Raw genomic sequence first — 21854 nt, forward strand, 5'->3', positions numbered from 1 at the left:
AATAATACATGATTGAACTAGAAAGTCAATGAGAGATATTATCACTAATTACACTGGCATCAATGTACCGCCATGAACCTTTAAATAATATTAGATATAGTACATATACATTTACATAAGGTATGAACACCCCAAATAACCAAAAAGCACTACTATAAGAATCATGTAACCTCTGAATTAGTACTTTTAATAAGTATATAAAACACCAAATCAAAAAAATAGCTACAATAGATGATAAAAATATATTTTTTAATAATATTGTAGGTAAAATAGTCCCTATTGAATAAATTAATATTACAAGTAATAGAACCATGAATTGATATACTATATAATAATATATCAATTCACCTCTTGAGATACGGCCCTTCCAGTTAAATAACTCCAGCGATAAGCTTTTTTTTAAAATCGGTAAGATTTTATATAAGGAAAATTCATCTAAAAATTGTTCAAACCCGCCATAGTCAATTCTTATAAAGCTAGACCCCACCTTTTCAATACAATTTGATAAGCCATAGTCATTATTATATTCATTACTAGGAAACAAAGATAATATTAATAACCCTACTACCAAAATGTTTAAATTAACTGACATATTTGTAATCAAGGAATCCTCTGTATATGTTACCTCTAATATAGGTGGTAAATAATTTAAATAATTAGTGTACAACGTATATATACCGGCTACTATTACAAATCCTGAAATCCATTTTTGATTAACATCTAGAACTCGTCTAATTGCTAGTAAAGAAAAAATTACTAACGATATTCCTAAATTAGCATATCCAATTAAAGACACTATACTCTCTTCATACTTTGGTAAGGAATTAAATGTTAGTCCTGGCATAGCAATATAAGAAAAATATACTAATATTATAGAAAGTAAGTAAGGAGTACGAGTAATACGCCATGATAACATTAAAGATTTAACGTTAGTTCTTAACAAAAACAACTCGTCCTTAATTGCTTTTGCGCTTATAATATCTTTCAAGATCATATTTTGTAATATCCTTCCACCCTTGATCAAATAAAATTTTATATTTTCCATTCTCCTCTTCTACAATATAATCTCTCCCATTACCTTTATTGGTCCATTGTGTAGCATTGGTATCTGGATGAGTAGTTAAATAACCCTCTGCACGAATAGTTTCAATTGGTAAACCAGAGTATACTTTATTTACTAAACCTAACGATTCACTATCAATGGGACCTTCTTCCTCTCTAGAAGAATAAACTTCAGCATTCAATTCTAACGGAAGACTAACAAAATTACTATTACTTGAATCGTATGTAGGGCTCTTTATAGAAAGTAAATTTCCACTTTTTAATTTTTGGTAAAAATCCAACAAACTTATTTTACCATCAATAGTATTATTTTGTTTAAACTTGAAATTATCAACCCCTCTAATTTCAAGATCTGTATGGGATAATTTAAAATGAGGATGTTTTAAATCAACATCACTATTATCAGAAGGCACACTCTTTTTACTGTATCCACCATAAGAACTATCTATTGTAAAATCGGCAGGATCATTATTATATACAATTTTAGGAGGTGCTATAAAATCAAGTTTTTTCAAAAAATCTGTCAAATTATAGCCCAAACTAATTTTATCAGTATATATTATACTATTAGGACTATTCCCCCTACGTGTTGCAGCTCCTACAAAAAATACAGATGCACTTTCTTCTTTACCAGTAGATAAGAGACTTAAATCCCGGCCTACTTTGCTAGTGCTCCATTTAAAGGCATCAAGAGCTACCTTATTACTATTACCTACACCGCCACTAATAGACTCACTTATAATTTTTCTAGCCTCACTATCAAGATTGACATACCAATTATTAGCAGTCCAATATCCATTAGACTCAGATCCAACCCATTCTGGCTTATAACCTTCTCTTAGATATTTATTGCCTAAAAAATCCCCTGTACGTGTTATAGTTTTATCCGCATGATATTGGATTAATTGTCCATCCGAATCTTGATAACCTGTAGCAACAACTCTCTTTCTAGATTCTTCACTTGGATCAGGATTATAATACAAACCAACTTCATCATTACCAGTATAGAATGCACCATCATTTCCAACTACAGTTGGGTATCCACGCCCCTCTAAAACCTTGCCCCAAGTTTTATTCATAGGTTGAACTGTACCATCTGAAAGAGTATGATATGCCATTCCAGTGTCTGAATCAGCCCAAGTTGAAACAATATAAGGAGCTCCAACATAGATTTCATCTTCTTCACTATCTGTACTAACATTTTCACTTATACCATTATGTGATTTTCTTATTCCTAAACCATACCTGTTAAGTGTTTCTTTATCTTTCTTTTTAATATATCCAGCAACAGGAATTATTGCACTTTTTTTATAAAAACCATTATATTTAGTTCCATATTGAGCCTCTGTAGCACCAGTAATTGGAGATTTACCGATCCCATGATTTACTAAAGCCCCTAAACTTGCACTTAGCCATTGTGCTACAGCTGGATTAGATTTAGCAATTTTTTGAATTTCACCAATCAACGCTTCATTTGTTGCACCAGCATAGAAGCCACTACCAGTAGGATTTCCAGCTATACGTGCAGATGTTTCAGCAACTACTGCATGCGCTAATACCTTTGCAGCTTTTCCTTCTTTTGTTTTAGGCTCCCAATAATGGAGTTGCTCAAAAGCATCTTTAGCAAATAATCGTGCTAATTCTTGCCGTTCTTCAACCTTTTTCTTATCAAAAATAGTATCAAGTTTATTTAGACTATTTTTAGTATCTTTGGAGATCTTATTAATATCAATATTAGATGATTCTGTTGTTATTGTACCATTAGCAATAACAGATTTAGTAGTACTTTCAACTGATTTTTCGGAATCTGGCAATAATTTTGGTAATAAGCCTAGAGAGTTATATACAGCATCCTTACCTGCTTGACTTAAATTTTTAAATCCAGACACAGATGTATAACTTAAACCTGTATTACTAGATTTATATTCAGCTTTATTTTTAATATCTTTAACTGTTAAGGAATTCGTTGATAATTTATTCTTGTCTGCTTTTGCCTTACTATCAATAACAGCACCTTCTAATGTAGTATTTCCTTTAGTTGTGATATCAAATCCTTCGGAACCAGCATATAATCCAGCTTGCTCAGTAATACTAGCATAATCACTAGACATTTTACCTTTTGAATATTCTGCAGATACCCCACTTAATTGTGTACCATTTGTAGAAATGCTAAATCCAACATTTTTCTTTTCACCTCTATAGGTTTCACTATCTTGCAAGCTTTTAATTGTTAAATTACCACCTATTTGAGATTGAATAGAGTCACCATATACTTTTGATCCCACAATATTAGTATCAGCACCAGAGTTTGTAATTACTTTATTGCCTTGAACAACCGTCCCTAAATGAGTTGTTTTAACTGTAGTACCATTTTCATTTGCGTTATTATAATTAGCATCAATACCTAGTAAGCCACCACCATTAACACTAAGGTTAGCCCCGATTGACCAGCCCTTACTATCATATTTATTAGTTATTGTAGTTGTATTTATTCCAGCTTGTAGGGAGAGATTTCTACTTGCATCTAATTCAACAGATTTTCCTCGAATGGTTTCCCCTATAGCCACTATATCTCCTGAATCAGCTGTAGTTGGTTTTGTAACTAATTTAATTCCATTATCAGATACTATATGCCCTCCTGCATATTTACTACTATCCAATCTTGATTCACTTCTACTTTTACTGGAGCCAATACTTACATGAATATTTGCTAATCCATCTTTTTTTGCCCGTTTATTTTCTTTGTATTGCTTTTGATCTTTATTTATGTCGTTTAAGTCATTATTGCCTTTTTCCTGTTCATATTTTGCTTCTTTAGATAGTCTATTTCTTTCTTTTACTAATTCATTTCTAGTTTTATCACTTAAATTATTATTTTGTAGAAGACTATCAATTTCTTTTACTTTTTGTTCTTTAAGTATTCCAGACGCTATTAATTTTTGTGCTTCTTCTCGTACAAAATCAGGAGTAAAGTTTTTATACTCTTGAATCTTACTATAACCTTTTTTAAGTTCTTTACCAGCTTCAAGAGATTCTAAAGTGCCTAATCGTTTATCATCACGACTATTGGCTTTACGTTGTAATCCACGTGCAGTAGTCAATGCTGATGCAATAGAGCCACCTAAGCTAACAGTTAAACCAGACTGTTTCTCTTCATGCACCTGTTTCGACGCCATAGTATCATGTTTACCATCAAGTGTTATATCTGAAGCACTAACTTCAATATCATCTTTACCAATTAAGTCAGTACTAGTTAGATGTGCCTTATTATTAGCATCAATACTAATCTTTCCATTAGCAGAACCAATTAATGTATTTACATTAGTTTTAGAATTTTCATCTAATGTATCAGTCACTTTTTTACTGCCAATAGTAAATCCTATACCAGCGCCCATTAAGCCAGATTTTTTACTATATTGATATACATCATCACGTTGTGTTTCTTCACCTGAATCTGTACGTACATCATTACCCGCGGATACTGATACATCTTTTGTTCCTAAAATATTAGAGCCTGTTACCGAAACATTACGATTAGCTTTCACATTAATCATATCGCCACCAATCGTAGAAGATAAAACACCTGTGTGCTCGTGATCTGTACGTATGATATTAGTTTTACGAGATAGTAAACTTTTTTCTTTATACTTTAGACCATATTCATCACGACTATAGCTTTTTCCATTAGTGATAGTAACATCATTTCCTGCTTCAACAGATGTTAAGCCATGTTCACTATTAACAATACCATTGCGGATATTTACATCATTTCCCGCACGTAAAGTAACATTGCTATCACTTAAAATAGCTGTACCTAATTCTGTACGGCGGACAGTACGATTATAATTATCACTATTAACAGTCATATCCTTTTTAGCAGATAATGCCTCAGTTGTTAGATTAATATTCTGACCAGCCTCAATCGTTGCTTTAGAATTTTCCCCAGCATGAACAATGGCACCTTTAAGGTTAACATCTCGTTTAGCAGATAAAAGCAAATCACCTTTTTCGCCTACACCTATAGTACCTTGGCTACCAACAATATCGTGGTGTTCTAATTTATCTACATGGGTACCTACATTTATATCACGACCGGCATTAATAGTAACCTGTTTATTACCATGAATATTACCTGTATTAATTACATCTTTAGATGTTTTAATAGTAACATTACGTCCATCTATACGGCCTGTATTTTGTACAGCATTAGCTCCTAATACAATTGTATCTGCAGTCATAATGCCTTGATTTAACATATCAGTGTTAGTATGACTAACAATAGCCTTACCACTAATAATACCACCCATTGCATCCATTGATTTTGCAGGTTGTTTCGCTAAATATACTTTAGGGTATAGAACTTGTTGAGCTTTTCCATCTACTACAACCGTTTTAGTTTCTAACCATACCATATCAGTTGTTATAGCTTCCATTTGTTCTTTGGATAAGGCAATTCCTGGAGCTAATTTAAAAGCTTTACCAAAGGCTATGCCGGCCTCTAATAACGCTTTGTATTCAGCCTCATTATCTGTATACCCTTCTAAATATTGTTTGCCTGTAGCTGATACAATTTGCTCATTTATAAGCTGCTGCTCATAGAATCCATCACCTAAACGTTTTAATCTTCTTTCTGGATCATTTGCTAAGGCATCAATCATATATTGAGAAGATAAAAAATTCTTACGATTTGTAAAAGCGGAGTCCGTTTCTATCAAAGCATTAGCTGTAATATCTGGATGAATCTGATATAGTGCCTCTGTTGGTAAGGATAAACCATCTATAGTATGACTTTCTTTACCTTTTCCACCACCTAAACCATAGGGATCTAAACTATCATTAACCTTAGCAATAGTAGCTTTAGACAAATTATCTTCAGCATGCTCTTTAATAGCTCCTATTGGCTTCACATTTGCTTCAGTAATAGTTGGAGTCATATAGACTTCTTGTTTCCATCGTCTACGTTTCTTTTTTCCGCCCAAATGGTGACTTTTAGGAACATCTTTTGTATAACTTTCTTGTGTAGTACCTGTTATAAAGGTCTTATCACTCATAGAGTCAGATATATTTTCTATTCGTCCCTTAGTTTGAACCGTCCCCCCAGAAATCACCTTACTATTTTCATTATGGAGAATACCTGTTATTACAACATCACCGCCACTACTAATAACACCTGGGTCATCATGAGTTATTTCTTTATGTGTACTCTCTGTTTCGGTACGGATAATAGTAAATTCATTAACACGATTTTCACGCTTATCCATCTCTTTGTTATAAGCTTCGTCTTCAGTAGTTTTAACAGGTTTTACATGTGGTGTACCATAACCACTTTTATCATCAGCATAAGGGAATTCTGACTTATCAAATACCTGTCCTTCTAATTTATGATGTCGATGAGTAACTTTAATTTTATCAGAATTTTTAGTAATGCCATCTGAAACACGCTTTGCACCTAATGCAACATTGTTATTTTCTACAATGGGAGCATCTATTTTTATAGCTTTTTCAGATTTAATTGTAGCCCCTGTATTATGGATCCCCTCTTTAGCTGTAAGGTCCATAGTACCACCACTATAGATGAAACCTTTACCCGTATTATTGATTGTATCGGTATTTATATCAACGTGATTACGGCCTGCAATGACACCAGACTTATGAGTATCTAATTCTTTTTTTATGGCAGTAACTTTCTCCTGTGCTTCATCATAAGTCTTTGTTAACTCTTTAATACGTTGACGATGTGCTTCTAACTCTGTTTTAGTTTTATATTTTGTGATATCAGCATTCCATTCAGCATCAAGATCATGTTTAGCCTTTTCTAAATCTTTACCAGCTTTATGGTAACTCTGTTCTATTTCAGAATTTGTATGGTTAATAACTGTCTTTGCATCAATAGCTACAGTATCACCATAAATGCGTCCACCTTCATGATTATCTACGGATTTAGCTTTTATGGTCGTAGTCTTTCCAGAGTTAATAAGACCACTATTATTTAGTATTTCTTGGCTATTTACAGTCGTAGATACATCACCTTGAACCACACCACTATTGTGAATGGCAATGCTTTGTCCAGCTAACGTAGTGTTGCCATTACTCGTAACACCACCGTCAACTATAATTTTGCCATCACTAGTAATACTAGATGCTTGTGTAGAGCTGACTACACCTTTAATATTTACACCAAGACCAGTATTGGTACCTTTCATGGTAATAGAATTAGCATACATACCACCAATAGCAGAGACATCTAAACCAACATTGCTAGAATCACCAATCTTTTGAGTGTCTAATGTATTAGCATCTACTCTATTCTTGCCAGTACGTGTTTCAATTGTGTTAGCCCACACTCCGGCATTTACATTAGTTGCTTCTGTTAAAATTTGTAGCGAGTTAGCATCTTTAGCATTAAGACCATTTCCATTAATAGAAATACGTCCTTGCTCTACGCGATAGGAGTTTAAATTTCCCTTTGAATCATATTCTGTTTTACCTGTAGTTAATACTGCCCGATCTGTATTGATAAAGCCACCGCCGTCTACAGTAATACCATTTGGATTGGCTACAACTACTGAAGCTTTACGACCTGCTACCTCAATAAACCCTTTCATCTCAGTTGGATTATGTGATGTAACCTCGTTAACAATAACATTGGCCGAACCGCGCATCATATTAGGATTACCAGGTACATATCCACCTAATTTTGTATTACCCATTTGGTAGGAGTTGTTAAGAATTACACCATTTTACGGTACATTAAAATTAGTGTAATCATTTCTAGATACTCCACCAACAGAAGGTCCTGCAACATTTACTAATGTAATACCATTACCAGCTTGTCCAACCGTAGCTTGTCTTTCATGTGGTGCATTTGTGTCAACCTCGATAGGGTTTGCTGCATAGGCAAATGGTACTACTAATGGGTCTACAATCATTAAACCCATAGTAAGCCATATGGCAATTTTATATTGTAATCGTTTTTCTTTCATAATTACTCTCTCTATTAATACATATACTCAAACTATTTAGAATCGTATACCAGCTTGGAAACCTGTAGTGACAGAGTCTGTCCTATAACCACTCGGTTTATATAATGGAACGCCAACAAATACATCATAGAACAATCCAGATTTAAACTGCCCTTTCATCCCTAAACTAGTACCAGCGATAAATTTACCTGTTAATATATCTGTACTTGGACCATATACAGCGCCAAAATCTACATTAGCATAAACACTTGATCGCCATTTAGGAATATAGCTAGCAACTTCATTACGCATATACCAACCGCTTTCAGCCATTAATGTATTCTCACCATCAAACCCTTGTACTGTATATCGATTACCAAGGCTAATCATATCTCTAGAGAATAAACGTTTATCCCCTAATGTCCATTGTCCATGGAATGATGTAGTAATACTTGCTGGTCTATGCCCCCATGTACGAGGTATTTGATAATCCACATCTACTAAAAGTTGTGTAAATCGAGTACTTGGTGCTCCATTACCATATTCAGGTTGTGAACCAAACCAGCCAACGCCTTGTTTAATAGCCGCTCTAGAATATAATGTATTTTGCTTAATATATCTTCGTTCTGATAAACCGAATTCTACAGAAGCTGTATTAGCGCGTTGTACAGCAACCTCCACATCATTGATATAATTTTTCGCATTACGCTTGCTAATAATAATATCCCAACTACGTTTAGTCGTTCGATCTCGATGAAATACATGATTCCAGGAGCCTCTAACTGTCTTAGCATGACTAGAACTAATAAATGGAGTAGCCATAGAATTAATCGTTTGGTGATATTTCATATCACTATAGGAGATACTAAAAGTATCCTTCCCTCTAGGTATGGAATACGAAATAGTATGATTTCTGGTACCTTTATGCTCACCGTCTTGAACTGCATCTCGATTAACACTTAAATTTAAAGCATCGTTAGCATTAAAGACTCGATCAATACCAACTGCTGCAGTCCACTGTAGTTTTCCAGTTTCTTTTAGTCCAGAATCATCTATGGATACCATTCCATGAATAGGTGGCTTTTTAGTCGTTTCAAGCACAATATTAGTAGCCAATGGTTTAGAACCAGGTTCAAGCTCAACAGAAACATTTTGAGAGCCTAGACGCTTCATTTGCTCTATACCTTGCTCTATATTACGAATATTTAAGATATCCCCTTCGCGAATAGGAAATGCATTTTCCCATGGCAATGGTTGTACATACGTTTTATATAATACAGACTCAACTCGACCTAGTTGTAAATTGAATTGTAAACTACCTGAAGCTAAGGATTGAGATGGAATGCCTATTCTAGAAGTAACATAACCACGCTCAATAAGTGCACTATTTAATCTAGTAGATAAGTTATTTACATCTTCAACTGTAAGTTTACGATTCATAAATGGTTTAATTGTTTTTTGTAGAAAACCAAATTCTTTAGGTACATCTAATTGGAGCTTCTTTTTCTGTGCCGCATAATACAATGGACCTTTAATCAAGCGTGCACTTGCTGCAGAACTATTATCTACAAATGTAGTCTGATCCATAGTTGAATTTGTCATATCATCATATGTTAATTGTGTAGATTGACTAATAGGCTCTTCAACAATACGTATTTGAGATACAAAAAAAGATGGTCCTACATGTGCTGGCTGTTGTGCCGGTACTGTATAACCACCTTGTGATGATAAAGATCCAGATGTAATATCTATTCCACCTGTTTGTACTGTAATTCGTCCCTCTCCAAGCCGTGCCTCTCTCGCTAATTGCTGTTCTCTTGCTCTATCTAGTTGTGCTTGTGTATCAATTGGTTTAGCACCATATATATGTATTGGTAGCATACAAGCTAAACTTAGACAGAAAAATAGCTTTCTTTTCTTCATATATCCTCTCTTTAGACAAATAATAAATAAACTCCTAATTTATTATATTTTGTTTTTTTTTTAGGAAGTCAATGTAAGTAATATGAAGATGTATTATCTCTGTATATAATTATTATATTTTTATAAACAAAAATATTTATTTTTTATCCAAATAACATTTATTATAATAATTTCTTAGTATTATCAACTATAAAACATTTTCAACATTAATGAATTCAGTACACTTTAGAGAAAAGAAGTATAGGGCATCATTTTTAATATATTTGTAGTAATGTTATGGGGCCCCATCAAAGTATTCTAGATATCAAGAAAATAAAATCACTTATGTATTCACATATTCATATCCATATAACCAAAAAGAATATAATTATAAAAGCTAATACTATACTATATTCATCACATTAATTTCTTAAAAACTCCTTATTTTTCCTATACTTCTAGGGGTATGGGGTTTATTGACACCTCTTTTACCCTTTGTTACGATTGGCTTAAGGTTATATATATGCAATAAATCTACATTTTTCGATATAGCAAAATTATGTAAATAATTGCATACCCCTGTAGTTTTAGTTTTGGATAGGAGTATAGAAATGAAAAAACAATTAGCATTAGCATCCGCTATTCTAGGTCTTGCCGTATCTGTTGGCGCACCTGTTGTATCTCATGCAGCATACCAATTAAATGAAGAAGTAAAAAATCCTACACCTGCATTAAAAGAGGCATCCACTATTGGTGTTCGCACACATGAAACAAAAGAGCTTCAAAATCTTCAAAACAAAGATGCTATCGTAGTTATGAGCTTTGGTACAACTTATAAAGAAACTCGCGCAAAAACTATTGATGCTACTGTAGCAGCTATTCAAGCAGCTCACCCTAACACTAAAGTAGTAACTGCTTTCACAAGCCATATCATTCGTGATCGTATCCAACAAAAAGAAGGCATTACATACCCTACACCAGAAGAAGCTTTAGACCAATTGAAAGCTGAAGGTTATACACGCGTTGCTCTTACATCATTAGATGTTATTCCTGGTATGGAATATAACTACGATGTAGCTGTTTATAACCTTTACAAAAACAACTTCAAAAAAATGACATTAGGTACTCCACTTATGTACTGGATGGGTCAAGAAGGCCAAACTGATGAAGTTATTCAAACAATTAAGGCTGTACAATCTCAATTCCCTAAATTAGGCAAAGAAGATGCTGTTCTTATCATGGCTCACGGTACTCCAGATCCTGCAAATGCTTACTATTCTGTAATTCAAGACCGCATCCATACTCTTGGCTTGAAAAATACATTCATCTACACTGTAGAAGGTACTCCAAATCTTGAACAAGTTATCCCTCAATTAAAATTACATGGTATTAAGCACGTTACATTGATGCCATTCATGATGGTTGCAGGCGACCATGCTAACAATGACATGGCTGGTGATGAACCAGATTCCCATAAATCCATCCTTGAAAAAGACGGCTTCAAAGTAGATACTTACCTTCATGGTTTAGGTGAAAACCAAAATATCCGTAACTTGTTTGTTGAACGTGCAAACGAATCTTGGGACGCATTACAAAAATAATCCATTTAACTAGTATCGTTATCAATCTATAACGTACATAGGAGTACATCATGAGAAAACTACTACTCGGTAGTATCGCTTTGGTAATGATTGTACTAGCACTAGCTGGGTGTGGTAAAACCACATCCAGCTCTTCTGCTACTACGAAGGAATTGACCTTTAATGGTCAAACCTATACTGTACCAAAAGATCCACAAAAAATTGCTGTATTATCTAATTCTGTTTTATCTATGCTTTATGCTGTCGATGGCAAAGCCATTAGCCGTGCCAATACAACGGATAAATTAGCCCCAGAATTAGAAGCTCTACCCGCTCTTGGTCAAACTGCAAATATCAACATGGAACAACTATTAGGCTTGAAGCCAGATGTGGTATTGGGTTTAGTAAATCAACATAAAAAATATGAATCCCAATTACAAGCTAATAATATTCCAATCGTACTTTTTGATTACGATGGTATTAAAGATAATGTACCAATGTTAACATTCCTTGGCGAGTTAACCAATCATCAAGACAAGGCTAAATCTGTTATTACTACCTATGAAAGCAATATCACCAAGGTAAAAGATGCAGTTAAAAATCAACAGCCTGCACGTGTTGCCGTGTTACGTGCCACAGGGAAAGGTGTAACTGCCGAAACTGATGAAGCAGTGACTGCATCTATGGTAAAAGAACTAGGTATGACAAATGTTGTTGCCTCCCACCTAGAGGGTACAACCAAGGATAAAACTGTCCCTTACTCTCTTGAAACATTGACGGCAGATAATCCTGATATTATCTTTGTTGTTACAATGGGCAAAGAAGAAGAAATTACAAAAGCCATGAAACAAGCTATGACAGATAATCCTGCATGGGCTAATTTAAAAGCTGTACAAAATAACCGCGTAATATATTTACCATCTAAACTATTCCTATTAAACCCAGGTCTACAAACACCTGAAGCTATGGCACGTTTAGTTAAAGAAGCATACGGTATTAATGTTACATTCTAACATATTGCATCATGCTAAAGAGGGCATCCCCCAAATAGGGAATGCCCTCTTTTTCTATTAGTATCAAGCTACTCAACTAATCCTTTTACACGCACATATTTTTTATTATCAAATGTATCAAGTTGTACATCTACAGAGAAAACATCTCTAAACAACTCATCTGATATTATTTTATTTGTTTCTCCTGACGTTACTAAATAGCCTTCTTTTATAACAGCCATATAATGTGAATATTGAACCGCCTGTGTTAGTTCGTGAAGTACCATGAGAACGGTTAAATTTTGTTCCTTATTTAAGCGTTTCAATAACTCCATAATTTCTAATTGGTGATTAATATCTAAATATGTTGTTGGTTCGTCTAATACTAATAATTTTGGTTGCTGTGCTAGCGCCATAGCAATCCAAACCCGTTGCCGTTCGCCACCAGATAGAGATGGTATGAGCTGATGACGAAGATGATCTGTTTTCGTAATAGACAATGCATAGTCTACGATTTCTCTATCCTCTTTCGCCGTATTCTTCCACCACGTTTGGTACGGATAACGACCACAGTACACAAGCTCCTCTACGGTCATATCCTTTGGCATATTCGGTACTTGTGGCAAAAATGCCATTTGCCGTGCCAGATGATTTTGAGAATATGATTGTAACGGTTTATCAAAAATGGTAATACATTCATGAGGACTATAAATATATCCGATCATAGATCGTAAAAGCGTACTTTTACCACAACCATTAGGCCCTATTAATGTCGTAATTTTACCAATAGGAACCGATACATTAATGTCATGTAGAATATGACGATTACCAAGAGTTACGGATAACTGTTTTACATCAATAGCGGTATTCATTAGTTATCCCTCCTCAACAGATACAAAAAGAACGGCGCTCCAAAAAATGCCATAATAATGCCCACTGGTACCTCTATAGGGCTCCACATAACACGTCCTATTGTATCACTAACAACAAGAACTAGTGCGCCTAATAATGCGGATCCAGGCAGTAAATATGCATAGTCGTTACCGATTATAAGACGTAACATATGGGGAATAACCAAACCTACAAATCCTATAAGCCCAGCTATACTTACAGCACCAGCCGCCAAAAGAGCAGCCACTGCAGTCATAATAAACCGTGTTTGTTCTACCTTAAGGCCTAATCCCTTTGCAGTTTCATCACCTAAACTCAAAATGGTAAGTCGTTTAGCTCCTAAACAGGCAAAAATAAGACCAATTATAGCATATGGAAACAGCACTTCTACCTGAGGCCAACTGCGTGCAGCGAGTCCCCCTACCATCCAAAGCAATGCCCCTTGTACACGATCACCGAAGAATACAAGTAGTGCTGAAATACCTGAGCCTAAAAAGGCTGCGACCGCAACACCAGCTAAGATAATACGACTAGGTCGCACTCCATTTTTCCATGCTAATGCATACACCATGAGTGCTGCAGCCATAGCACCTAAAAAGGCCACTAAAGGAACTATATGATCATACCCAGGAAATAAAATAAATATGATAACACCAGCTAGTCCTGCACCAGAGGATACCCCTACAATTTGTGGATCCGCCAGTGGGTTTTTCATAACTGCTTGTAATATAGCCCCCGATACTGCAAGACAGGCCCCTACCAAAGCAGCCACAATATTACGGGGCAAACGAATATTCCAAATAATCTGTGAAGCCGTATCTGTTAATTCATCAGACCATAACGTTCTCCATATCTCTGCTAGCGATACAGGTGTAGAACCCCAGATAAGAGATATAATCATACAAGCTATCACTGCAATAAGTAAAACAATGATAACAGATAAACGAAAGGCCTTTCGTTCATTAATAGACTCCATACGAACCCCCTCTCCATATCTTCATATACAAAATAAGTCATTTTGAAAATTCTATATTTTAGACCTAGTAACAGCGATTTTAGAGATACTACCAATTAAAAATATTTATTTTTAACTGGTAGTATCTAAGAAAAGAGCACACTATTGCTAGAAAAAATATTACTTTTAACTGGTAGTATCTAAAATATACAGTAAAACCCGAATCGCAGAACTACAAAAAATACGATTCGGGTTTTGTATTATTTAGATTCTTTACCTTCTACAAAAAGCATGTCATTGCGTTTTACATCTGTGTAAAGCAATGCATTACATACGGAAGCAGCGATTGGGCTACCACCTTTGTTACCTTTTACAGTGATGTAAGGAACTGGGGATACTTCCATCAAATAATCTTTGGATTCTGCAGCGCCTACGAAGCCTACAGGGATACCAATGATAAGAGCTGGTTTAATACCTTCTTCAAGAGCTAAGCGCAATACTTCGTACAATGCAGTAGGAGCATTGCCAATAGCTACGATTTGGCCTTCTAATTGTTTGCCAAATGTACGCATAGCCGCGATGGAACGAGTTACACCCAATTCTTTAGCCATTTTAGCTACGTTTTCATCTTTGATCAAGCAGTGCACTTCGTTACCACGAATTTTAAGAGCTGGTTTGGAAATACCTGTGCGCACCATTTCTACGTCAGTGTAAATGTTAGCACCGTTTTCCAATGCTTCAATACCTTTTTGAACAGCATCAGGGCTCATTTTTACGAGTTGTGCGTATTCAACGTCACCAGAAGCATGTACAGTACGGGATACTACGCGTACTTCATCATCTGTTAAACCTAAATCTTTTACATAATCGTAAATGATTTGCATACTTTTATCTTCAATCTCTTTAGGATTTTTAACGTAATCCATTAGTGTCCTCCCATAATTTGAAAAATTCATCATTCGTTGATACCACGTGGCTTTCAAGTTTAACACGGGGTCTATCAATAACAATAACATGGATACCAAGATCCATAGCTGCTTGTAATTTTGTATCAGCACCACCTACAAGACCAGAGTTTTTCATAACTACAACGCTAGCCTTTGTATCGTGGAACATGATGCGGTTCATATCGTAAGAAAATGGACCTTGTACAGCAACAATGCGTTTAGGACTTACATTGAGGTCTTCCATCATTTGTAACACCTCTGCAGTTGGCAAAATACGTGTCCATACTTCGCAATCTTGCAAGGCTTCAGATTTAGCAAAGATGTGCATTGTCTTACTACCAGTAGTCAAATACACATGGTTATTATTTTCTTTTGCTAACTTGCCTGCCAAATTCGCTGCTTCAACTTCATCCACTACGATATGTAATTTATCATACTCTGGCAATGGTACCTCTTTACGTTCAAAACGAACGAATGGAATACCTACTGCCTTGGCTGCCTCTTGTGCCGTTGCGGTCACAACTGCGGCGTACGGATGGCTTGCATCGATTAATAGGCGTACATTGTGCTCCTTAATCAAGTTCTGCATAGCCTGTTGATCAAGACGACCCGTATGTACAGTAATGCCTTTATGGGCAGCAAGCTCTGCACCATATTGACTAACAACCGTAACAAGCACATCTTCACCTGTCCGTTCTTGAATATCTACCGCTAAGGTGCGACCATCCAAGGTACCGGCAATGACCCAAATCATAATTTGTAGCCTCGAGGAGTAATCATGCGACCATTTTCAACATAGGTTTGGCTGTTACCGATGATAACAAGTGTTTGCATATCTACTTCTTCTTTTGTGAAGTTTTCAAGGTCAGAAATTACCATTTGTTGACCTGGACGACCTGCTTTTTGCACGATACCAACAGGTGTTTTAGGGTCGCGGTATTGAAGAACGATTTCGCGAACTTCATCTAAGTGAGTAACACGTTTTTTACTGCGTGGGTTGTACAGAGAGATAACCATGTCGCCTTGTGCACAAAGGTCAGCACGTTTTTTAATAAGATCCCATGGAGTCATCAAGTCACTCAAGGAAATGACTGCAAAGTCATGCATCAAAGGTGCACCCAATACAGATGCTGCTACGTTTACAGCACTAAGACCAGGTACGATGTCTACGGAAGGACGTTTTTCAGCTGGCACTTTATTAGCAAGTTCCAACACAAGACCTGCCATTCCGTATACGCCGGAGTCACCAGAGGATACTACTACCACTTGATGACCTTCTACGGCTAAATCAACGGCTTGTTGGCAACGATCTACTTCTTGCATCATCGCAGTACCTACAGTTTCTTTACCTTCGATAAGGTCTTTAATCAAGTCGAGGTATGTCAAATAACCTACAACACGGTCAGCCGCTAAGATAGCTTCGCGCGCTTGAGGCGTCATAAACTCTTCATCGCCAGGGCCGATGCCGATTACTTTGATGTTACCTGTGCAATGGCTACCGTTGTTTTGGGATAAATTGTTTTGTGCTGTATTAATGTTCGGCTCTTGGCCGCTAGTAATGCCGTTGTCTCGCATACGTTTCCTACTCCTATAGTTCCTTTTACAAAATTAGATTCTTTTAATTCTTCTTTTTCAATGAGTGGTGCCATCTCGTCCTGTGTATAGAACACGATAGGCCACCCCATAATTTGCATCGCCTCTAAGAGGCCTACCTCATCTTGTTTAACGATGACCGATGCTGCCGTTACAAGGCTCTTTGGTGAAAGCTTATGTGTTGCTAGCGACTGTTGTATAGCATCAAGAATTAATTCCTTTGGCGTATCTCGACGACAGCCAATGCCCATCGTATAGGTACGAGGGCGCAAAATCAATTGATGACCATACTCCGCAATTACTTTGTCTGTAATAACTACGCGAGAAGAACCTTCTTCAGTGCTTTCATTTTTACATGGAATGGAGGCAAGTTCCTCTAGAGAAACAACATGAACCATACCATGCTCACCAATATGAGCTTTCGCAGCTTGTTCTAAATGCTCTGCATTCGGTAAGCTAGCATCGATATAATAATCAACTCGCTCTCCTCCAACGATGGCAGAGTTCACATTGATTAAGGTTTGAAAATCGTCGACCAACAGATGCTCGTGGCGCGCCAACACGTCAGGCGCTGGCAATCCGTTTACATCCGTTGCGGTTGTAATGACGGGGTCCGCATCGATGGCCAGCGAAATGGACTGCGTCCATTCGTTGGCGCCCCCAAGGTGCCCAGACAATAAGCTAATCACATGGTGTCCTACTTCGTCCATTACGACTACAGCAGGATCTTTGGATTTATGCTCAATATACGGTGCAATCATACGCACTACGATACCGAGTGCCATAATACAAAGTACTTGGTCGTAATCCTTGAAAACCTGTCCAATATGGTTTTTCAGGGAATCAAAATAAATAGCCTCACCACCAGAGGGACGGTTTTCCTTTTCAAAGCAATCCGCATGGGGTGCCACCAAAGACTTGATGCGTTGACCTAGCTTTGCACCTCGTTCAGATACAGAGAGAATAGCCGTTCTATTCTTCTTAGCTCCAGTCGTAGATGCAACAGTTTCTAGTTCTTTCATCATACTAGTCCTTAGCACTGCGGTACATATGAGCAAAGCCTTTGTCGTAGAGTTTAGATAATTCGTATTCGCTATCTAATACATGGCTTACTACAATCATAGCTTGGCGCAATACGCCTTCTTTCGCTACGATATCCGCAATGGTTTCCAATGTGCCACGGATAATGCGTTGGTCTGGCCAAGAAGCTTTTACCACGATTGCCACTGGAGTCGTTTTGTCATAACCTCCCTCGATGAGTTCAGCTACAACCTTATCTAACATTTGAACGCTAAGGAAAATACACATTGTTGCTTCATGAGCTGCTAACATGCGCAATTTTTCCTTTGGAGGCATCGGTGTACGGCCTTCCATGCGTGTAATGATAACTGTTTGGGACACATTAGGTAATGTGTATTCTTGTTTTAATGCCGCTGCTGTAGCAAGGAAAGAGCTTACACCTGGCACAACTTCATAAGAAATGCCCATGCCAGCTAGTGCATCCATTTGCTCTTGAATAGCACCGTAAATAGCAGGGTCACCTGTATGAAGGCGAACTACACTTTTACCAGCCTCAACAGAAGCTTTCATAACAGCCAATACCTCATCAAGGTTCATGGTAGCACTGTTATAGATTTCACAGCCTGGTTTACAAGCCTCTAAAATAGCAGGGTTTACCAAGGAGCCAGCGTATATAACAACGTCTGCCTCTTGCACTAAACGATACCCTTTGCGAGTGATTAACTCAGGATCCCCAGGGCCTGCGCCTACGATATGTACATCAACCATATTACTCTCCTTCTGCGATACGCGTTGCAGATACAATGAAAATTGGGCTCAAAGGATCTAACAAATGATATGGACCAGCCTTGCGGTAACGGCTGATAGACATTTGGTAACCTTCATAGGTGAAAGGACGACCTTTCAACTCTTTAAGAATTGTGTAGCCAGTTTCCATTGTTACAGCAGTTACAACTAGACGGCCACCAATTTTTAATAGACGTTGTGCCTCATCCATGATGCCTGTCATACCACCAGCACTACCGCCGATGATAACCGCATCAAGCTCAGGCAATTCTTCCATGCCTTCAGGAGCTTTGGACTTGATAACAGTCATATTATTTACATTGAATTTCTTCATATTTTCATTGATAAGGTCGATGCCTTTATCAAAGCGCTCAATCGCATATACATGACCTTTAGGAGCTGCCAAGGCTGCTTCAATGGAGATAGAGCCCGTACCAGCACCTACGTCAAGAACGATGCTATCCTCCTCGATGCGTGCCTCGTTCATAACGGCTTTGCGAATCTCGCATTTCGTCATCGGCACGTCACCGCGGATAAATTCCTCATCAGGAATTCCGAAAAAATGTCTCATCCTAGTACCACCATTACAGAATGACCAAAGCCTTCAAGCTCAGTTAATACCTCTAACGTAGAGTCTACGATTTTTTCATCATCATAGCTCAAGCGTTCAAGGGCTGCTGCTCTCGTTTCTTTTGGCCAGCCTGCATCTATTAAAATACGCGCAATATGCGCTGGATTATATTCTGGATCCGTCAAGAACCCCATCTTTTTACCTGCTTCATATACGAGTTTCTCCGGTGCCGGTTGGCGACCGTGAAAGCTCATTAAATCCGCATCATGCCAGACCTCATTAAGTCGTGCGAAAGCAAAGGTCATAGAACTAATGCCAGGCACAACCTCAATAGGGTTAGCAGTAAATTTCTTTTTCAAATACGGTAACAAGCTGTAGTAGCCTGTATCACCGCTTACCATAACTACAACATCATGGCTATTGAGTTCATGCTCAATTTGCTCAGCCAGTAAGCTAAGCTTACCCGTTACAGGATATGTAATTTGGCCAGGCTCTTGAAAGTCCTCTAAAGAACGTTCACTACCTACCAATACTGTGGCATGTTTAATTAAATTAAGGCCTCTAGGCACCACATAATCAGGATTACCCGGACCAATGCCTACGATATACAAGGTATGTGCCATTGTTCAAGCTCTCCTATCTCTTTAGCATGCTTATCCATTGCCAAAATCTCGCCCTTTAAGGTGGTAATAATGATACCTACCTCTGCTTCATTAGCAATGTATCGCTCACTACGTAACGATGCACGATCTACCACACGTTGGTACACCCCAGTCAGTCCTTCGCGTTCCAAAATAGGGAACGTAGACTCTGTTGTTTGGCAATTAAATAGCTCTTCACACACCGCTTGGGATGCCCCTTCTAAAGCGGCATAGGCTACGATACTTTCCATGCGACCATCACTCATGCGATTGTGGGTATGGAAACTACCACTAGCAAGTTTTATTAGCTTACCAATATGACCGATAATCAAAATACGCTTGAAGCCAATTTGTACTGCCTTTTCAAGCATAAAGCCAATAAAGTTGCTCGTTTCTGCCATTTGGTTCTTATGTATACCAAGTACTTGTTCCGCCAGATCCTGACCGATACGGCCTGGCACGAGAACAGCCGTTTCACAACCATTAGCTTTCATAACCTTTAGCTGAGGTACTAACGAGTTCTTGAACCCTTCTTCACTCATAGGTTTAACGATACCCGTAGTACCGATAATGGAAATACCACCTTCGATACCCAGGGTATGATTTAACGTTTTCTTGGCTAATACCATACCATTTGGTACGCTCACCGTTACTGTTACACCTTGGCCATGTACACAATACTCTTCAAAGACGATGTTCATCATCGCCCTAGGCCCTGGATTGATAGCCGGTTCTCCTGGCGGCATCGCAAGGCCCGGTTTCGTTACCGTCCCAACGCCAAAGCCCGCTCGGAATCGTAGTTCACCAGTATCATCAAGAGTCACCGTCGTTTCCACATCATTGCCATGGGTTACATCAGGATCGTCGCCGCCGTCTTTCATAACGGTCACCTTAGCCTCTGTATCGGATATGACCTCTACCTGTTTGATAGGTACCTCAATATACTGACCTTGAGGATTTTCAATGACCACTTGATCCACGATGTTCTTATCTAAGAGGGCCAATAAACCAGCTTTCATACCTGCCGTAGCACATGAACCTGTGGTATAGCCACCCTTCATGTCCTCTACTTTCATAAGGCCTCCTACACCGATAGGGTTAGCAACTCCCATGAATCAAACTAACTCTATCTTATGGACATATGTTATTAGGAACGGAAGTTAACGAATTGCAATTCTACAGGGATATCCAATTGTTTTAACATTTGGATTACTGCTTGCAAATCATCTTTATCCTTACCAGATACACGCACTTGATCCTCTTGGATAGATGCTTGTACCTTAATTTTCATGTTTTTAATTGCTTTTACTACTTCTTTAGCATTTTCTTTTGTAATGCCTTTTTTAATAGTAATGATTTGGCGAACTGTAGCACCAGCAGCTGGTTCAACTTTGCCATAGTCAAGATTTTTAATCGCTACGTTACGTTTAACCATTTTGCCTTTTAAAACATCGATAATGGCATTCAATTTATATTCATCATCACCGATGATTTTGATAGTGTCGCCTTCAAGACTGATTTCTGCTTTGGAGCCACGGAAATCATAGCGCGTACCAATCTCTTTTTTCGCTTGGTTTACCGCATTATCTACTTCCTGCATATCCACTTCGGACACAACGTCAAAGGAACAATCTTTAGCCATTTTATACCTCCTACACCTGAACCCGTTGGGCATGGGGTTCATAGCATTACTTTCATCATCCTCATATTCCAAGTGAAAGTGTAAAACTACACCAAATCGGAATATATCTCTATAATTATACCTTATAACAGGCTTATTTTCTAGGTAAATCGATATTTTCAATTATAACTATTAGTACAATAAAATTACGACAAAACTAATGATATTTAAAAGTCTTAATAAGCTAATATAAAAGAATATACCCAGCAGCAATATATATCATATATCACTACTGGGTATTTATTAATAAATATAGTAATTATAAAAATTA

17 protein-coding genes are annotated in these 21854 nt (G+C 37.3%); 2 read left to right on the top strand and 15 right to left on the bottom strand.

Annotated elements, in window-relative coordinates:
* Nucleotides 1-25: 25 nt before the first annotated feature.
* The 4 genes from VRHSUH09_RS10100 to VRHSUH09_RS10110 are packed head-to-tail and all read right to left on the bottom strand — an operon-like array spanning nucleotide 26 to nucleotide 9947.
* Nucleotides 26-1045: a DUF805 domain-containing protein gene (locus VRHSUH09_RS10100; RefSeq protein WP_105082100.1), complete on the bottom strand. Its 1020-nt coding sequence runs from the start codon at nucleotides 1043-1045 to the stop codon at nucleotides 26-28.
* Nucleotides 957-7793 carry a hemagglutinin repeat-containing protein gene (locus tag VRHSUH09_RS10105; protein ID WP_276329526.1) on the bottom strand — a complete coding sequence of 2279 codons (6837 nt, stop codon included), beginning with the start codon at nucleotides 7791-7793 and terminating at the stop codon, nucleotides 957-959. Before VRHSUH09_RS10105 ends, VRHSUH09_RS10100 begins: the two co-directional genes overlap by 89 nt.
* A gap of 9 nt (nucleotides 7794-7802) precedes the next feature.
* Nucleotides 7803-8045 carry a hypothetical protein gene (locus tag VRHSUH09_RS10580; protein ID WP_245876024.1) on the bottom strand — a complete coding sequence of 81 codons (243 nt, stop codon included), beginning with the start codon at nucleotides 8043-8045 and terminating at the stop codon, nucleotides 7803-7805.
* A gap of 36 nt (nucleotides 8046-8081) precedes the next feature.
* Nucleotides 8082-9947: a ShlB/FhaC/HecB family hemolysin secretion/activation protein gene (locus VRHSUH09_RS10110; protein ID WP_105082101.1), complete on the bottom strand. Its 1866-nt coding sequence runs from the start codon at nucleotides 9945-9947 to the stop codon at nucleotides 8082-8084.
* Between the two features lie 590 nt (nucleotides 9948-10537).
* Between VRHSUH09_RS10110 and VRHSUH09_RS10115 the strand changes: the two genes are divergently transcribed.
* Entirely contained in the window at nucleotides 10538-11527 is a 990-nt protein-coding gene (locus VRHSUH09_RS10115) for a sirohydrochlorin cobaltochelatase (RefSeq protein ID WP_009351724.1), read from the top strand.
* A gap of 50 nt (nucleotides 11528-11577) precedes the next feature.
* Nucleotides 11578-12519: an ABC transporter substrate-binding protein gene (locus VRHSUH09_RS10120; RefSeq protein ID WP_054748348.1), complete on the top strand. Its 942-nt coding sequence runs from the start codon at nucleotides 11578-11580 to the stop codon at nucleotides 12517-12519.
* Between the two features lie 68 nt (nucleotides 12520-12587).
* On the opposite strand, the gene VRHSUH09_RS10125 is transcribed toward VRHSUH09_RS10120, so the two are convergent.
* The 11 genes from VRHSUH09_RS10125 to VRHSUH09_RS10175 all read right to left on the bottom strand — a co-directional run bounded on the left by VRHSUH09_RS10125 (nucleotide 12588) and on the right by VRHSUH09_RS10175 (nucleotide 21544).
* Nucleotides 12588-13370 carry an ABC transporter ATP-binding protein gene (locus tag VRHSUH09_RS10125; RefSeq protein ID WP_054748350.1) on the bottom strand — a complete coding sequence of 261 codons (783 nt, stop codon included), beginning with the start codon at nucleotides 13368-13370 and terminating at the stop codon, nucleotides 12588-12590.
* The gene (locus VRHSUH09_RS10130) at nucleotides 13370-14365 is read right to left on the bottom strand and encodes a FecCD family ABC transporter permease (protein WP_009351759.1); all 996 of its coding nucleotides are present in this window, start codon (nucleotides 14363-14365) and stop codon (nucleotides 13370-13372) included. The genes VRHSUH09_RS10125 and VRHSUH09_RS10130 overlap by 1 nt, the downstream gene beginning before the upstream one ends.
* Before the next feature lie 239 nt (nucleotides 14366-14604).
* Nucleotides 14605-15270, bottom strand: a complete 666-nt coding sequence (locus VRHSUH09_RS10135; RefSeq protein WP_105082102.1) for a precorrin-8X methylmutase — start codon at nucleotides 15268-15270, stop codon at nucleotides 14605-14607.
* Nucleotides 15257-16045, bottom strand: a complete 789-nt coding sequence (gene cobK / locus VRHSUH09_RS10140) for a precorrin-6A reductase (protein ID WP_105082103.1) — start codon at nucleotides 16043-16045, stop codon at nucleotides 15257-15259. The genes VRHSUH09_RS10135 and cobK overlap by 14 nt, the downstream gene beginning before the upstream one ends.
* Complete coding sequence (cobJ, locus tag VRHSUH09_RS10145; protein ID WP_054748354.1) at nucleotides 16042-16731, bottom strand: precorrin-3B C(17)-methyltransferase; 690 nt, start codon at nucleotides 16729-16731, stop codon at nucleotides 16042-16044. The genes cobK and cobJ overlap by 4 nt, the downstream gene beginning before the upstream one ends.
* Before the next feature lie 29 nt (nucleotides 16732-16760).
* Entirely contained in the window at nucleotides 16761-17906 is a 1146-nt protein-coding gene (locus VRHSUH09_RS10150; protein WP_167386495.1) for a cobalt-precorrin 5A hydrolase, read from the bottom strand.
* Between the two features lie 4 nt (nucleotides 17907-17910).
* Nucleotides 17911-18672, bottom strand: coding sequence for a precorrin-4 C(11)-methyltransferase (gene cobM / locus VRHSUH09_RS10155; RefSeq protein ID WP_105082105.1), 762 nt, complete (start codon nucleotides 18670-18672; stop codon nucleotides 17911-17913).
* A 1-nt stretch (nucleotide 18673) separates the two neighbouring features.
* The gene (gene cbiT, locus VRHSUH09_RS10160; RefSeq protein WP_054748358.1) at nucleotides 18674-19261 is read right to left on the bottom strand and encodes a precorrin-6Y C5,15-methyltransferase (decarboxylating) subunit CbiT; all 588 of its coding nucleotides are present in this window, start codon (nucleotides 19259-19261) and stop codon (nucleotides 18674-18676) included.
* The gene (gene cbiE / locus VRHSUH09_RS10165; protein WP_054748360.1) at nucleotides 19258-19884 is read right to left on the bottom strand and encodes a precorrin-6y C5,15-methyltransferase (decarboxylating) subunit CbiE; all 627 of its coding nucleotides are present in this window, start codon (nucleotides 19882-19884) and stop codon (nucleotides 19258-19260) included. The genes cbiT and cbiE overlap by 4 nt, the downstream gene beginning before the upstream one ends.
* Nucleotides 19860-20978 carry a cobalt-precorrin-5B (C(1))-methyltransferase CbiD gene (cbiD, locus tag VRHSUH09_RS10170; RefSeq protein WP_054748362.1) on the bottom strand — a complete coding sequence of 373 codons (1119 nt, stop codon included), beginning with the start codon at nucleotides 20976-20978 and terminating at the stop codon, nucleotides 19860-19862. Before cbiD ends, cbiE begins: the two co-directional genes overlap by 25 nt.
* Before the next feature lie 71 nt (nucleotides 20979-21049).
* Nucleotides 21050-21544 (bottom strand): YajQ family cyclic di-GMP-binding protein, encoded by a 495-nt coding sequence (locus VRHSUH09_RS10175; RefSeq protein WP_004696277.1) that lies wholly within the window; start codon nucleotides 21542-21544, stop codon nucleotides 21050-21052.
* Nucleotides 21545-21854: the final 310 nt, after the last annotated feature.

The organism is Veillonella rogosae JCM 15642, from assembly GCF_002959775.1.
Taxonomy (GTDB): Bacteria; Bacillota; Negativicutes; order Veillonellales; family Veillonellaceae; genus Veillonella; species Veillonella rogosae.